This is a genomic window from Hydrogenophaga sp. (genome assembly GCF_051858985.1).
In the GTDB taxonomy this organism is placed as follows: Bacteria; Pseudomonadota; Gammaproteobacteria; order Burkholderiales; family Burkholderiaceae_C; genus Hydrogenophaga.
The window spans coordinates 1-14,380 of record NZ_JBHYGM010000004.1; the positions used below are offsets into that span (position 1 = coordinate 1).

The following is a 14,380-nucleotide window of genomic DNA, read 5'->3' on the forward strand; positions in this document are numbered from 1 at the left end:
ATCGTGCCCACGTTCACGTGCGGCTTGGTCCGCTCAAATTTCTCTTTTGCCATTTGTCAGCTCCAAAATCAAAACTGCCGAAACACCAGAACACATGCGGATAACTGGTGCCCTTGGCGGGAATCGGACCCGCGACCTCTCCCTTACCAAGGGAGTGCTCTACCACTGAGCCACAAGGGCCAAGGCGCCCGGCAAGCCGGACGCCCTTGAAACTTCAAATCACTCACCGAACCAGGCAAGCCCGGCCATCAACAGACATGGAGCGGGAGACGGGAATCGAACCCGCGTCATCAGCTTGGAAGGCTGGGGTTCTACCATTGAACTACTCCCGCCTGAACAAACCAGTGCCACGCGGCACCAACCCATCCGGGCGCGACTTCCCATCGCTAACACATCACATCGACCGCTGGTGGAGGAGGCTGGATTCGAACCAGCGTACGCATAAGCGGGCAGATTTACAGTCTGCTGCCTTTAACCACTCGGCCACCCCTCCATAGCGCAGCCCGCGATTATGCCATGGATTTCACGCCTGGCTCCAGCACCCCTGAACGCCGGAGGTTCACCAGCGCACGGGTTCGGAACCCTGACTTGCCAGCCAGCCATTGGCCTGCCGGAAGTGGCCGCACCCGATAAAAGGCAACGGGCCGCGGCGGGCGGAGAGGGGCGATGGGTGGTTCGCCATCAGAACCCGGTGGCGGACCGGGTCGATCAGCGATGCCTTTTTCTGCGCGTGTGCGCCCCAGAGCAGGAACACCTTGGGCAGTTCCGATTGAGCACATTGGCGAATCAGCTCGTCAGTGAGCACTTCCCAACCGCGCATTGAGTGACTGGCAGGCCTATCGGCTTCCACGGTGAGGCTGGTGTTGAGCAGCAGGACGCCTTGCCGTGCCCAACGCACCAGCGAGCCATGGGCCGGCGGTGCGATGTCGAGATCGCGCTGGATCTCCGAGAAGATGTTGCGCAGGCTGGGCGGGGGCCGCACGCCGGGCGCCACCGAGAACGCCAGTCCTTCGGCCTGACCAGGGCCGTGGTACGGGTCCTGGCCCAGGATCACCACCCGCACTTCGTCGGGGGCAGTGAGTTCCAGCGCACGCAAGGGCTGAGGCGGGTAGATCACGGCCCCGGCTTCCAGGCGTTCCCCCAAATAGCGGGTCAGCGCGCGGCCGGGGGCCGAGTTCCGGAACGCAGCCACCAGGTCCGCCCAGCCGCTCTCGACCGGCCAGTCGGCCAGATCTGCCGAGCGAAGCCTGGCAGCTCCGCTCTCCATGCCCTCCAGGTCGGCTTGCACCGGCGGGGCCTCAGGCGAACAGTTCGGCCAGCGCCAGGCCGGGTTCGGGCGCTCGCATGAACGCCTCGCCAACCAAAAACGCATGGACGCCGGCCGCGCGCATGGCCTGCACGTCGTTGCGGCCCAGAATGCCGGATTCGGTGATCAACAAACGGTCGGCGGGCACGTCGGGCAGCATGTCCAGCGTCGTCTGCAGCGTGACCTCGAAGGTGCGCAGGTTTCGGTTGTTGATGCCCACCAGCGGCGTCTTGAGCTTGAGGGCACGCTGAAGTTCGGCTCGGTCGTGCACCTCCACCAGCACCGCCATGTTCAGTTCCATCGCCAGCGATTCGAGCTCGGCCATGCGCGCATCGTCCAGACAGGCGGCAATCAGCAGGATGGCATCGGCGCCCATGGATCGCGCCTCATACACCTGGTAGGGATCGACCATGAAGTCCTTGCGCAGCACCGGCAGATCGCAACTGGCGCGGGCCTGCTTGAGGAAATCGGCGCTGCCCTGGAAGAACTGCCGGTCGGTGAGCACCGACAGGCAGGCCGCGCTCACCACGCCATCCCCCTCGGCATAACTCTGCGCGATGTCGGCCGGGATGAATTCTTCGCGCAGCACGCCCTTGCTGGGACTGGCCTTTTTCACTTCAGCGATCACGGCCGCCTGGCCGGCGGCGATCTTGTCGCGCAGCGCGCCTTCGAAATCGCGCGTGAGCACGCGGCTCTCGGCGTCGAAACGCACCACGTCCAGCGGCTTCTTGCGCTGCGCGGCGGCGATTTCCTCGTGTTTGACAGCCACGATCTTCTGCAGGATGTCGCTCATGGCGTCTTCCGGTCAGGCCGCGAAGGCCTTGAGTTGTTCGAGCTTGGCCAGCGCCGCGCCGGAGGCCAGCGTGCGGCGCGCGAGCTCGATGCCCGCGCCCATGTCGGGCACCACGTTGGCCGCATACAGCGCCACCCCCGCGTTGAGTGCCACGATTTCGCTGGCGGCCTTGAACGACGGGTCGTCGTTCGCTTTCAACACGCCCATGAGCATCTGCCGCGAAGCTTCGGGCGTCTCCACGCGCAGCGCGCGGCTGCTGGCCATGGTGATGCCGAAATCCTCGGGGTGGATCTCGTACTCGGTGATCTCGCCGTTCCTGAGTTCACCCACCAGCGTGGCCGCACCGAGCGAGACCTCGTCCATGCCGTCGCGGCCATACACCACCACGGCGTGCTCGGCGCCCAGCCGCTGCAGCGCGCGCACCTGGATGCCGACCAGATCGGGATGGAACACGCCCATGAGGATGTTGGGCGCGGAAGCCGGGTTGGTCAGCGGACCCAGGATGTTGAAGATGGTCTTCATCCCGAGCTCGCGGCGCACCGGCGCCACGTTCTTCATGGCGGGGTGGTGATTGGGCGCGAACATGAAGCCCACACCCACCTGCTCGATGCAGCGCGCAATGGCTTCGGGCGGCAGGTTGATGTTCACGCCCAGGCTCTCGAGCACGTCGGCACTGCCGCTCTTGCTGGACACGCTGCGCCCGCCGTGCTTGCTCACGCGCGCCCCGGCCGCGGCCGCCACGAACATGGAGCAGGTGGAGATGTTGAAGGTGTGCGATCCGTCACCGCCGGTGCCGACGATGTCGACCAGGTGCGTCTTGTCGGCCACATGCACCTTGGTGGAGAACTCGCGCATCACCTGCGCGGCGGCGGTGATCTCGCCGATGGTCTCCTTCTTCACGCGCAGACCGGTGATGAACGCCGCCATCATGACCTGCGACATCTCACCGCTCATGATGAGGCGCATGAGGTGCAGCATCTCGTCGTGGAAGATTTCGCGGTGTTCGATCGTGCGCTGCAGGGCTTCCTGCGGCGTGATCTTGTGGACCTGGACTTGCGCTTGGGGCATGGTGTCTCCGATTCTCATGGCTGGGCGGGATTGTCGGTCATGGCCAGTTTCACGCCGAAGCCGATGAAGAGCGCTCCTGCGGCGCGGTCGAGCCAGCGCATGCCGCGTTGCACCACCTCCACGCGGCGCGCAAACCAAGCCGCAAGCCAGGCGTAGCCGAAGTTGATGGGCAGCGAATTGAGGTTGAAGATCAGCCCCAGCATCAGAAAGACAAGCGCCTTGTTGGCGGCATCGGGTGCGATGAACTGCGGCACGAAAGCGAGAAAGAACAGCGCCACCTTGGGATTGAGCACGTTGGTGAGAAAGCCCCGTCGGTACACGCGCCACAGACTCAGCCCGGACGATGCGCCCTCCGCGGGGATCACCAGGGGCGCCGCCCTGGCGAGCAGCATGCGCACGCCCATCCACACCAGGTAGGCCGCACCCATCCACTTGAGCACCGTGAAGGCAGCGGCTGAGGTCGTGAGCAGCGCGCTGACACCGACGGCGGCCGCGAACACGTGCACGAAGCAGCCGCTCACGATGCCCAGCGCCGCGACGATGCCGGCACGGGCGCCGCTTCGGAGCGCGTTCGAGACGATGTAGAGCACATCCGGGCCAGGCGTGAGGTTGAGCAGCCATCCGGCCGCGATGAAGAGCAGGAGTTGCGGCAGGTCGGGCATGTCGAAGCTCCCGCGTCAGTACACGGCTGTGCCGCCCGTCCGGGTGGCGAGGGCGGAACCGCCCTGGGCAAAGAAGGCCCTCACGCTCGCAAGGGCGCGGTCGATGCCTGCCGTGTCCACATCGAGGTGCGTGACGAAGCGCAGACCGATCAGGCCCGTGGCAAGGACGCCATCGCGCTCCAGGTGCGCCAGCAGATCGGGTCCACGCCCGTTCGCCACATCCACGAAGACGATGTTGGTCTGTGCCGAACGCACGCTCAGGCCTTCAATGCCCGCGAGTCCCTGGGCCAGCCGCTGCGCGAGCGCGTGGTCGTCGGCCAGACGGGTCACATGGTGGTCCAGCGCGTGGTGCGCCGCGGCGGCCAGCAGGCCCGACTGGCGCAGACCGCCACCGAGCATCTTGCGCCAGCGGAGGGCGCGGCGGATCAGGTCTTTCGAGCCGCACAAGGCCGAGCCCACGGGCGCGCCCAGGCCCTTGCTGAAACACACCGAGACGCTGTCGAACCGGTCCACGATGCCGCGCACCGCTGCGTACGGGTCGCCACCGGCGGCCACAGCGGCATTGAACACACGCGCGCCGTCCAGATGCACGGCCAGGCCGTGTTCCCGCGCCAGCGCTGTGGCCTGGTCGAGGTATTCGGCCGTCATGGGATGGCCGTTCCAGGTGTTTTCCAGGCACAGCAGGCGCGTGCGCGCGAAGTGGGGGTCGTCGGGCTTGATGGCGGCGGCGATGTCGGCCAGCGCCATCTGCCCTGCGGCGTTCTGCACCAGCGGCTGGGGCTGGATGCTGCCGAGCACCGCCGCGCCGCCACCTTCGTAGCGGTAGGTGTGCGCGTTCTGGCCCACGATGTACTCATCGCCGCGCTCGCAGTGCGACAGCATCGCGCACAGGTTGCTCTGTGTACCGCTGGCCATGAAGAGCGCAGCCTCCTTGCCGGTGATGGCGGCGACGCGAGCCTGAAGCGCGTGCACACTCGGGTCGTCGCCAAACACATCGTCGCCCAGTGGCGCAGCCATCATGGCCTGGCGCATGGCCGGCGTGGGTTGCGTGACAGTGTCACTTCTCAAATCGACCTTGTTCATGCTTGCTCCAGAAAGTTCTTGAGCATCGCGTGTCCATGCTCGGTGAGGATGCTCTCGGGGTGGAACTGCACGCCCTCGACGGCGAGCGTCTTGTGTTTCACCCCCATGATCTCGCCGTCGGGTGTCCACGCCGTGACCTCCAGGCAATCGGGGCAGTTCGCGCGTTCGATGGCGAGCGAGTGGTAGCGGTTGACCGTGAACTGCTCGGGCAGATGGGCAAACACGCCTTGCCGCGTGGTCGTGATCACGCTGGTCTTGCCGTGCATGAGTTCCTGCGCCCGCACGATCTGGCCGCCGAATGCCGCGCCAATGCTCTGGTGTCCGAGACAGACCCCGAGGATGGGCAGCTGGCCGGCAAAGTGCTGGATCGCGGGCACCGAAATTCCCGCCTCCGCCGGCGAGCAGGGGCCCGGCGAAATCACCAGGCGATCCATCCGCCCTTCGTCAAGCCGCACCTGCAGTTCGGCCACCGTGACCTCGTCGTTGCGCAACACCGTCACGTCGGCGCCGAGTTCGCCCAGGTACTGCACGATGTTGAAGGTGAAGCTGTCGTAGTTGTCCACCATGAGGACTTGCAGCGGCTTGCTCATTCCAGGCCCTCCTCGACCAGTTCGGCCGCGCGCAGCAGCGCGCGCGCCTTGTGCTCGGTTTCCCTCCACTCCATCTCCGGCACCGAATCCGCCACCACGCCGGCGGCGGCCTGCACGTACAGCGTCTGGTCCTTGATGATGCCGGTGCGGATCGCGATGGCCACGTCCATGTCGCCGGCGTAGCTGAGGTAACCGCAGGCGCCACCGTAGATGCCGCGCTTGGTGGGTTCTAGCTGGTCGATCACTTCCATGGCGTGCACCTTGGGCGCGCCGGTGAGCGTGCCGGCGGGGAAGGTGGCCTTGAGCACGTCCATGCTGGTCATGCCATCCACCAGCATGCCTTCGACGTTGCTGACGATGTGCATCACGTGGCTGTAGCGCTCCACCGCAAAGGCTTCGGTCACCTTCACCGTGCCGATCTTCGCGATGCGCCCGATGTCGTTGCGCGCGAGGTCGATGAGCATGACGTGCTCGGCGCGTTCCTTCGGGTCGTTGACGAGCTCCTGTTCGATGACTTTGTCCTGCTCCGGCGTGGCGCCGCGCGGCCGCGTCCCGGCCAGCGGGCGGATCGTCACCTTGGTGCCCTCTGCCGTGTTTTCCTGACGCACCAGGATCTCAGGCGATGCACCCACCACGTGGAAATCCCCGAAGTGGTAGTAATACATGTAGGGCGAGGGGTTGAGCGAGCGCAGCGCGCGGTAGAGCGACAACGGCGACTCGGTGTAGCGCTTCTTGATGCGCTGGCCCACCTGAACCTGCATGAACTCTCCCGCGGCGATGAGCTCTTTCGCGCGATCCACGGCGGCGAGGTAGTCGGCCTTGGCGAAATCGCGCTCCGCAGGGTAGCCCTGCGTGGGCTTGACCACCGGCGCGCTCACGGAATATTTCAACGCCTCGCGCAGTTCGCGCAGGCGCTTCTTGGCGTTGGCGTACGCCTCAGGCTGCGCCGGGTCGGCGTAGACGATGAGGTAGAGCTTGCCGGAGAGGTTGTCGATCACCGCCAGCTCCTCGCACTGCAGCAGCAGGATGTCGGGGCAACCCAGCGTGTCGGGGGGGCAGGTGTCCTGCAGCTTTTTCTCGATGTGGCGCACGGCGTCGTAGCCAAAGTAGCCGGCCAGTCCACCGCAGAAGCGCGGGAGGCCCGGGCGCAGCGCCACCTTGAAGCGCTTCTGGTAGGCGGCGATGAAGTCCAGCGGGTTGCCCTGGTGGGTTTCCAGCACGCTGCCATCGCGCACGACCTCGGTCTTCGCGTCGGCACCGAAACCCGAGGCGCGCAACAGCGTGCGCGCGGGCAGGCCAATGAAGCTGTAGCGCCCGAAACGCTCGCCGCCCACCACGGATTCGAGGAGGAAGCTGTGCTTGCCGTCGCCGCGTCCGTGCGCCAGCTTGAGGTACAGGGAGAGCGGGGTTTCCAGGTCCGCGAAGGCCTCGGCCATCAGCGGTATGCGGTTGTAGCCTTGCTGGGTCAGGCTCTTGAATTCCAGTTCGGTGATCATGTTCAGTTCTTCCATCGGCCACACCCCGGGTCGATCGACGTGTCGGGTGAGGCTGGGGTCCATGCCATCCGGTCAGGCGCGCTGCCGGGCGAGAGGTGGGGGTGCGGCAGCCGGTTCGCTGCGACAACCCCGGGGAGGGTGCACGTTACGCTGGCTTGCGCCAGGGCCAGGCTCCCCGGCCATTGCGGCTCGGCAGACCACCTGAGAAGGTTGTGCATGGGTTGAACATGGTGGGGCAGTGTAGCAAACGCGTCACCGCATGTGTCCCAAATCACGGCGCACGGGCTGCGCTGTCGCCAAAGGGTCTTGCACGCGCAGGCGCCGCCTGAAAATAGCACGGCTGTTCTTTTCGGGCCCCAATGCCCCTCATCGCGGAGACCCTGCATCCATGAGACTCAAGCTCTTCATCTGCGCCACCGCACTCTGGTTGCCCACCCTGGCCATGAGCGCCACCGTGGACGTGTCGGGCGTCAAGCTCGAAGACCGCATCACCGTGGCCGACAAGCCGCTGGTGCTCAATGGCGCCGGCGTGCGCTACAAGGCTGTGTTCAAGGTGTACACCGCAGCGCTCTACCTGAGCCAGAAGGCGGATTCACCGGAGGCGGTGCTCGCGGCGCCCGGTCCCAAGCGCCTGACGATCACCATGCTGCGCGACATCGATTCGGCCGAACTGGGCAAGCTGTTCTCGCGCGGCATGGAAGACAACATGGAGCGCGCGGCCTTCTCCAGGCTGATCCCGGGCGTGCTGCGCATGAGCCAGATCTTCAGCAACCACAAGAAGCTCATGGCCGGCGAGACCTTCCTGGTCGACTGGATTCCCGGCACCGGCACGCTGATCACGGTCAAGGGCAAGGTCGAGGGCGAGCCCTTCAAGGAGCCCGAGTTCTACGACGCGCTCATGCGCATCTGGCTCGGACCCAAACCGGCGGACTGGATGCTCAAGGATGCGTTGCTAGGAAAGGTGAAGTAATTCCTCGAGCGAACCGATCAGCCGGTCGTGCGGCGCCTGCGCAATCGGCTCGCCGTGGTTGTAGCCGTAGGTGACCAGCACCACCGGGCACCCCGCGGCCCGCGCGGCGATGCCGTCGTTCTGCGAGTCACCCACCATCAGCGTGTGCGAGGGCGGCGTGCCCAGAGCCTCGCAGGTTTTCAGCAGGGGCAAGGGGTCGGGCTTCGTGCGTTCGAAACTGTCGCCGCCGAACACCTGGGCAAAGAAGCTGTCCAGCCCCTTGGCCTGCAGCAGCGGGCGGGCAAAACCGATCGGCTTGTTGGTCAGGCAGGCGAGTGGCAGGCCACGCTCGCGCAGCGCAGTGAGGCCTTCGACCACGCCGGGGTAGACCGCGCTGTGTTGGCCGTTGATGGCGAGGTAGTTCGCCTGGTAGCGCTTCCAGGCTTCGGCCTGCAACGCCCCGGCCTCTGCAGTGTCGAGACCGCCGTGCACCAGCGCCGAGCGAATGAGGTGGGCAGAGCCCTTGCCCACCATGCGCTCGATGTCGGCGCGGCCGACCTCGGGGCGCCCCAGGTCCTTCAACGACTGATTCAGCGCGACATCGAAATCGCCCAGCGTGTCCACCATCGTGCCGTCCAGGTCCACGATCGCGGCACGGATGTTCTGCATCACGCGAGCGCTGCCCGCATCTGGTCGATCACGGCCTTGTAGTCCGGCTTGCCAAAGATCGCACTGCCAGCCACGAAGGTGTCGGCGCCGGCATCGGCCACCCGGCGGATGTTGTCGGGCTTGATGCCGCCGTCCACCTCCAGGCGGATGTCCTTGCCGCTGGCCTCGATGCGCCGGCGCGCGTCCTCGATCTTGCGCAGGGCCGAGTCGATGAAGCTCTGCCCGCCGAAACCGGGGTTGACGCTCATGATGAGGATGAGGTCGATGTCGTCGATCAGCCAGTCCAGCACGTCCAGCGGCTGGGCGGGGTTGAAGGTGAGGCCGGCCTGGGCGCCCTTGGCCTTGATGGCCTGCACGCTGCGGTGCACGTGGGCGCTCGCATCGGGATGGAAGCTCACCAGGTCCGCGCCCGCGTCGATGAAAGCGCCGGCCAGCGCGTCCACCGGCTGGATCATCAGGTGCACGTCGATCGGCACCGGCGTTCCGTCGGCCTTTTTCGCGTGCGGCTTGAGCGCCTGGCAGATCATCGGACCGAAGGTGAGGTTGGGCACGTAGTGGTTGTCCATCACGTCGAAATGGATCCAGTCGGAACCGGCGGCGATGACGTTCTTCACCTCCTCGCCCAGGCGGGCAAAGTCGGCGGACAGGATGGACGGGGCGATTCGGTACGTCATGGTCGGTGGCCGGCTGGAGATGAGGGGACCGTATTCTCGCAGGCACCGAGGGGCTTCAGGGTGCCGGGGTAACATGCCGGCCATGCCCCGATACCTGTTCACCTGCGAGGTCGAGCCCCAGTACCTGAGCGAGCAATCCTCGCCCGAGGAAGAGCAGTACGCCTTCGCCTACACCATCACCATCACCAACGCGGGCGAGGTGACGGCGCAGCTGATCGCGCGGCACTGGATCATCGACGATGCGCGTGGCCACACGGAGCAGGTCAAGGGCCTGGGCGTGGTGGGGCATCAACCGCTGCTGCGCCCGGGAGAGTCCTTCCAGTACACCAGCGGCACGCGGCTGGCCACGCCCAGCGGCAGCATGCGCGGCAGCTTTTTCTGCGTGGCCGAAGACGGCGAACGCTTCGAGGCCGAAGTGGCCGAGTTCGCCTTGCGCGCGCCGGGTGGCGGCGAAGCACCGGCACGGGTGCTGCACTGAACGCGCCAGCAGCGCCAGGGGCTCTGGAGGGCACGACCGCATGAACACCGGCACACCCCTGGACACGCTGGACCCCCACGCTTCACTGGCCGGACGCCACCTGTGGCTGATCGAAGCGTTGAGATGGGTGCGGGGCGATGCCAGCGACGTGACGGCCAGCGTGGCCCGCGTGAAGGCCTTCCTCGATGCGGTGGAATCGCAGCCGGATGGCCGGGCGCTCTGGCGTCTCTGGTGGAGCCGCTTCATCGGCACGGTGGACCTCACCCCCCTGCTGGCCGACCACGGCTTTGCCTCGCGCACCGCGTTCCTCAGCGAGTTCGGCAACCGACTGCGCAAGAAGGTGCTGCCCGGCACGCCCGAGACCACCGACATGGGCGAGCTGTACGACCTGCTGCTCTCCAGCCGATTCGATGTGCGCTGGCTCAAGGCACTGGACAGCGCCACCCTGAAACGCCTGCACGAACTGCTGATCGCGCCGCCGGCGCATCCGGTGGACGACGCGGCCCCGTCGGTGGCCGGGTTCTGGCCCAGTGCGCTCATGGACGCGCTCACCTTCTGCGTGGCGCAGGTCTGCGCCACCGGCTTCGCGTCCGAGATCCGGGTGCGCATGTCACCCGAGGCCCAGGCAGCGCGGCCGTTTCAAAAACTCCCGACCGATTTCGAGGCCCTTCGCCTCGCCGTGCGCCTGCACGGATCGCAGAGCGAGGCGGCACTCGCCGCCGCCGAGGCGCTTCGCCTGCGCCTGGACGCCTGCCGGCATGCGGCCTACTCGGTGTACTCCCACCTGGAAGAACACGGCGTCTCGGTGGGCATCGTGTTCCGCCTTCGCCAGTTGCGCGAGCGCATCGTGCGCATCAAGGAACTGCTGGACTGCCTGCAGTCCGAAAAACCCGAACGCGCCGCTGCCGCCCTGCTGGCCGATCTGGCGCAGGTCGGCATCGACAACCAGAGCGTGCGCTCGCTGATCGCCGCCAGCTCGCACCTCACCGCGGCCAAGGTGGCCGAGCGCAGCGCAGAAAGCGGCGAGCACTACATCACCCGCAACGGCGCCGAATACCGCGAGATGCTGCGCAAGGCGGCCGGCGGTGGTGCCATCGTGGGTCTGACGGTCTGGGTCAAGTTCCTCATGGTGGGCCTGGGCCTCACCGCGTTCTGGGGCGGCTTCGCCAACGGCGTGAACTACGCGACCTCGTTCGTGGTGATCATGCTGCTGCACCTCACCCTGGCCACCAAGCAGCCCGCCGTGACCGCACCGGCCATGGTGGCCAAGTTGCGCGACATCAAGCAGCCGGGCGCGGTGCGCCGCTTCGTCGACGAAGTGGCCAACCTGTTCCGCTCGCAGGTGGCCTCCATCGTCGGCAACATCGGCATGGTGATTCCGGTCGTGGTGCTGATCAGTCTGGTCATGATGCTGATCACGGGCGAGGCCATGGTGAACGAGGCCAAGGCCCACCAGGTGCTCAAGGACATCAGCATCCTCGGGCCGCTGGTGCTCTACGCGGCGTTCACCGGCGTGCTGCTGTTCGCCTCCAGCATCATCGCCGGCTGGGTGGAGAACTGGTATGTGTTCCACAACCTGGACTCGGCCATGCAGCACAACCCGAGGTTCACCGCGGTGCTGGGACGCGAGCGGGCCGCGCGCTGGGCCGACTTCATGCGCCGCAACATCTCGGGCCTGGCTGCCAACGTCTCGCTGGGCTTTATGCTCGGCCTCGTGCCCGCCTTCATGGCCTTTTTCGGCATTGGTCTCGATGTGCGCCACGTCACCCTGTCGGCCGGTCAGGTGGCCGCGGCGGCCATGGCGCTGGGGTGGGGCGTTTTCCACGAATCCGAATTCTGGTGGGCCATTGCGGGCGTGGCGGTGATCGGGCCGCTCAACCTGGGCGTGAGCTTCTACCTCGCCTTCCGCCTCGCGCTGCAGGCCCAAAGCGTGAGCGAGGTGAATCGCCTGCTGATCCGTTCGGCCATCAAGCGCCGCATTCGTGCGGCGCCGCTGAGCTTCCTGCTGCCGCCGCGAAGGAACCCGGTGGTCGAAGACGACGCGCCGCCCTCTGAACCGAAACCCCATGGGTGAGTTCGAGCTGATCCGGCGGCACTTCCAGCGCCCCGGCGTGCGGTTGCCGCCAGATGTGGTGCTGGGTGTGGGAGACGACGGTGCGCTGCTGCGGCCGGCGCCCGGCCACGAACTGGCCATCTCCACCGACATGCTCGTGCAGGACCGCCATTTCTTCGCCACGGTGGACGCAAGCGCGCTGGGCCACAAGGCCCTGGCCGTGAACCTGAGCGACCTGGCCGCCATGGGCGCACGACCCCTGGGTTTCACGCTGGCGCTGGCCCTGCCGCACGCCGACGATGCCTGGCTCACCGCCTTTGCCCGCGGCCTCTTCGCGCTGGCCGACTCACACGCCTGCCCGCTGGTGGGCGGCGACACCACGCGCGGGCCGCTGAACATCTGCATCACCGTTTTTGGCCAGGTGCTCGCCGGCCGCGCGCTGCGCCGCAGCGCGGCCCGCGATGGCGATGACGTGTACGTGAGCGGGCGCACCGGCGAAGCGCGCCTGGCGCTGGAGCACCAGCGCGGCACCGCGTGGGCCAGCACCGCCAGCGGGGCCGACCTGCGCCAACGGCTGGAATGGCCCACACCACGCAACGCGCTGGGCGTGGCGCTGGCTGCGGTGGAGGGCGTGCATGCCGCGATCGACCTGAGCGACGGCCTCGTGGGCGACCTGGGCCATGTGCTGGCGGCCAGCGGCGTGGGCGCCGACATCGAGCTCGCTGCGCTGCCGGTGGCGCCTGCCCTGAAAGCGCTGCCGCCAGCCGAGCGGCTGGAATGCCTGCTGGCGGGCGGCGACGACTACGAGCTGCTCTTCACCGCCCACCCGGCCGCGCGCGACGCGGTGCAGACTGCATCGCGAACCAGTGCCACGCCGGTCACGCGCATCGGCCGCATCACCGCTGGCCAGGGCATCCGCCTGCTGGATGCGCAAGGCCAGCCGCAGTCAGTGCGGGTACAGGGCTTCGACCACTTCGCCTAGGGTCCGCACCCACACGAAACGTCCGGGCGGCGCGCCGGCCACGTCTTCTTCGGCCACCGCGCGCCGGGTCGATCCGTCGTGCAGCAGCACCACCCGCTGCAGGTGATCTGCGCCGGCCAGCACACGCAGCTCGTGGCGGCAGCCGAGCTTGCCGGCGTGAAAGCCACGCAGGTCCATCAGCACCACATCGCTGCACTGCACCAGCGCGGCCAGGGCGGCCTTCCACGTGCTGTCGAAGCAGTAGCACTCGTTCACCCGGTAGCGTCCGTCTGGATCGGGCGCAAGGTCGAACCCGCGAAGGCGCTCCGCCAGTTGCGCTTCGCTGCCGATGAAGCGCGTGGCCAGCCGGCCATTCAGAAAGGTGAACAGGTCGTCCGGGTCCAGCGTGCGGCTGAGGAGGTCGGTGCCGGCAATGAGCACGGTGTTGCCACCCAGGCGCCAGCGTTCGACCACGCGGTCGAACAGGGCCTGCACGGTGGCGTCCTGCTGGAACACGCGCAGCACCAGCAGGGTGGGTGGCGCGTGCCGCGGTGCGAGCCAGCCGCGCAGAGCCCAGCCGGCCAGCGGAATCCACAGCCAGGGCAGGAGCTGCGTGAGGGCGATCAGGCCCACCCCCTGCAGCGCGGGCAGCGCCGTGGCGGCAAGCACCACCAGCCAATAGGCCGCCAGCAGGTACCAGAGGTCGGAGAAGCGCTTGTCGCGGTAGGCGCGGGCCAGCGTTCGTGCCATGGCCCACGCCGGCCAGGCCAGCAGCATCCACGGCGCCAACGCCAGCAGCACGATGGCTGGCCACGCACCGATGCCGCCCACCAGCGCCACCAGCCAGTTCGGCGGATCGTTCACGCCCAGCACCATGAGCTGCAGCGCGATCACCGAGGAGCCGGCCAGCAGCAGGAAGATCGGCAGCAGGTAGGGCGCGACCGCACGGATGCGTCCGCTCGCGCCGATCAGCAGCGTGACCGTGACCGGAATCAGCACCAGGCCGCCCAGCCAGGCGAGCGATGCGGTGAGCGGCTGGGGCGAGACGGATCGCCAGGTCACCAGCGCGAGCATCGCCAGCAGGTACAGCACGATGGCCACCAGCGTGCCCCACCAGGGCCAACGGCGCATGAGGCCCCAGGTGAGCGCGATGGGCCAGGCGTAGACGAGACCCAGCGTGAGCGCGCGCGAAAAGCTGAGCAGGCCGTCGCCGTAGATGAAGAACAGGGCGAGCACCGATTGCGAGAGGCCGATCACCAGCGAGAGGCCTGTGAGCACCGCCAGTTGACGCACCTGGGCATGGCGGCTGTCGCGGCGATGGAGCTGCACCGGGGCTCGGGGCGGGGCGAGCCCGCTGCCCTCCGGCAAGCCACCTGCCTGGCTCGCATCCGGTGGCGGGGCGCTGCCCATCAGCGCCAGCATGCGGCGGCGGTACAGCCCGCTCACCCCCCACGAAGCTAGCGCGGTCAGCACCACGCCCAGCATCAACGCCGTGAGGATCGCCCCGGTGTTCATGGCCATGCCCGCTCCCCTGCCGGGTGTCGGCCCGGCGAAGGCGCAGTATCGCGCCCCGCATGCCGGGCAACAAGCGCGGCGCG

14 protein-coding genes and 3 tRNA genes are annotated in these 14,380 nt (G+C 67.4%); 4 read left to right on the top strand and 13 right to left on the bottom strand.

From position 1 onward, the window contains the following. Positions 1-105: 105 nt before the first annotated feature. The 10 genes from ACTIEY_RS16920 to trpE all read right to left on the bottom strand — a co-directional run bounded on the left by ACTIEY_RS16920 (position 106) and on the right by trpE (position 6,998). Positions 106-180, bottom strand: a tRNA-Thr gene (locus tag ACTIEY_RS16920). A 78-nt stretch (positions 181-258) separates the two neighbouring features. After that, positions 259-332, bottom strand: a tRNA-Gly gene (locus ACTIEY_RS16925). A gap of 75 nt (positions 333-407) precedes the next feature. After that, positions 408-493, bottom strand: a tRNA-Tyr gene (locus ACTIEY_RS16930). A gap of 66 nt (positions 494-559) precedes the next feature. Further along, a complete protein-coding gene (locus ACTIEY_RS16935; protein ID WP_439520798.1) occupies positions 560-1,267 on the bottom strand; it encodes a uracil-DNA glycosylase in 708 nt (235 codons plus the stop codon). 31 nt (positions 1,268-1,298) lie between these two features. Next, positions 1,299-2,099, bottom strand: coding sequence for an indole-3-glycerol phosphate synthase TrpC (trpC, locus tag ACTIEY_RS16940; RefSeq protein WP_439520313.1), 801 nt, complete (start codon positions 2,097-2,099; stop codon positions 1,299-1,301). A 12-nt stretch (positions 2,100-2,111) separates the two neighbouring features. Next, positions 2,112-3,167 carry an anthranilate phosphoribosyltransferase gene (gene trpD, locus ACTIEY_RS16945; RefSeq protein ID WP_439520314.1) on the bottom strand — a complete coding sequence of 352 codons (1,056 nt, stop codon included), beginning with the start codon at positions 3,165-3,167 and terminating at the stop codon, positions 2,112-2,114. A gap of 14 nt (positions 3,168-3,181) precedes the next feature. Beyond that, positions 3,182-3,829: a LysE family translocator gene (locus tag ACTIEY_RS16950; RefSeq protein ID WP_439520315.1), complete on the bottom strand. Its 648-nt coding sequence runs from the start codon at positions 3,827-3,829 to the stop codon at positions 3,182-3,184. Between the two features lie 15 nt (positions 3,830-3,844). Further along, the gene (ltaE, locus tag ACTIEY_RS16955; protein ID WP_439520316.1) at positions 3,845-4,912 is read right to left on the bottom strand and encodes a low-specificity L-threonine aldolase; all 1,068 of its coding nucleotides are present in this window, start codon (positions 4,910-4,912) and stop codon (positions 3,845-3,847) included. Further along, positions 4,909-5,502 carry an anthranilate synthase component II gene (locus tag ACTIEY_RS16960; RefSeq protein WP_439520317.1) on the bottom strand — a complete coding sequence of 198 codons (594 nt, stop codon included), beginning with the start codon at positions 5,500-5,502 and terminating at the stop codon, positions 4,909-4,911. Before ACTIEY_RS16960 ends, ltaE begins: the two co-directional genes overlap by 4 nt. Continuing rightward, on the bottom strand, positions 5,499-6,998 hold the full coding sequence (trpE, locus tag ACTIEY_RS16965) for an anthranilate synthase component I (protein ID WP_439520318.1): 1,500 nt from the start codon (positions 6,996-6,998) through the stop codon (positions 5,499-5,501). The genes ACTIEY_RS16960 and trpE overlap by 4 nt, the downstream gene beginning before the upstream one ends. Before the next feature lie 388 nt (positions 6,999-7,386). Between trpE and ACTIEY_RS16970 the strand changes: the two genes are divergently transcribed. Then, on the top strand, positions 7,387-7,968 hold the full coding sequence (locus tag ACTIEY_RS16970; protein ID WP_439520319.1) for a chalcone isomerase family protein: 582 nt from the start codon (positions 7,387-7,389) through the stop codon (positions 7,966-7,968). On the opposite strand, the gene gph is transcribed toward ACTIEY_RS16970, so the two are convergent. Both gph and rpe read right to left on the bottom strand, forming a co-directional pair. Then, positions 7,951-8,616 carry a phosphoglycolate phosphatase gene (gene gph, locus ACTIEY_RS16975; RefSeq protein WP_439520320.1) on the bottom strand — a complete coding sequence of 222 codons (666 nt, stop codon included), beginning with the start codon at positions 8,614-8,616 and terminating at the stop codon, positions 7,951-7,953. The genes ACTIEY_RS16970 and gph overlap by 18 nt on opposite strands. Then, the gene (gene rpe / locus ACTIEY_RS16980) at positions 8,616-9,290 is read right to left on the bottom strand and encodes a ribulose-phosphate 3-epimerase (RefSeq protein ID WP_439520321.1); all 675 of its coding nucleotides are present in this window, start codon (positions 9,288-9,290) and stop codon (positions 8,616-8,618) included. The genes gph and rpe overlap by 1 nt, the downstream gene beginning before the upstream one ends. A gap of 82 nt (positions 9,291-9,372) precedes the next feature. On the opposite strand from rpe, the gene apaG reads away from it, so the two are divergent. From apaG to thiL, 3 genes are read left to right on the top strand one after another with little or no spacing between them, the layout of a single operon-like run. After that, positions 9,373-9,768: a Co2+/Mg2+ efflux protein ApaG gene (gene apaG / locus ACTIEY_RS16985; RefSeq protein WP_439520322.1), complete on the top strand. Its 396-nt coding sequence runs from the start codon at positions 9,373-9,375 to the stop codon at positions 9,766-9,768. Between the two features lie 40 nt (positions 9,769-9,808). Then, on the top strand, positions 9,809-11,842 hold the full coding sequence (locus ACTIEY_RS16990) for a site-specific recombinase (protein ID WP_439520323.1): 2,034 nt from the start codon (positions 9,809-9,811) through the stop codon (positions 11,840-11,842). Next, positions 11,835-12,803: a thiamine-phosphate kinase gene (gene thiL, locus ACTIEY_RS16995; RefSeq protein ID WP_439520324.1), complete on the top strand. Its 969-nt coding sequence runs from the start codon at positions 11,835-11,837 to the stop codon at positions 12,801-12,803. The genes ACTIEY_RS16990 and thiL overlap by 8 nt, the downstream gene beginning before the upstream one ends. On the opposite strand, the gene ACTIEY_RS17000 is transcribed toward thiL, so the two are convergent. After that, the gene (locus ACTIEY_RS17000; RefSeq protein ID WP_439520325.1) at positions 12,768-14,303 is read right to left on the bottom strand and encodes a hypothetical protein; all 1,536 of its coding nucleotides are present in this window, start codon (positions 14,301-14,303) and stop codon (positions 12,768-12,770) included. The genes thiL and ACTIEY_RS17000 overlap by 36 nt on opposite strands. Positions 14,304-14,380 lie beyond the last annotated feature (77 nt).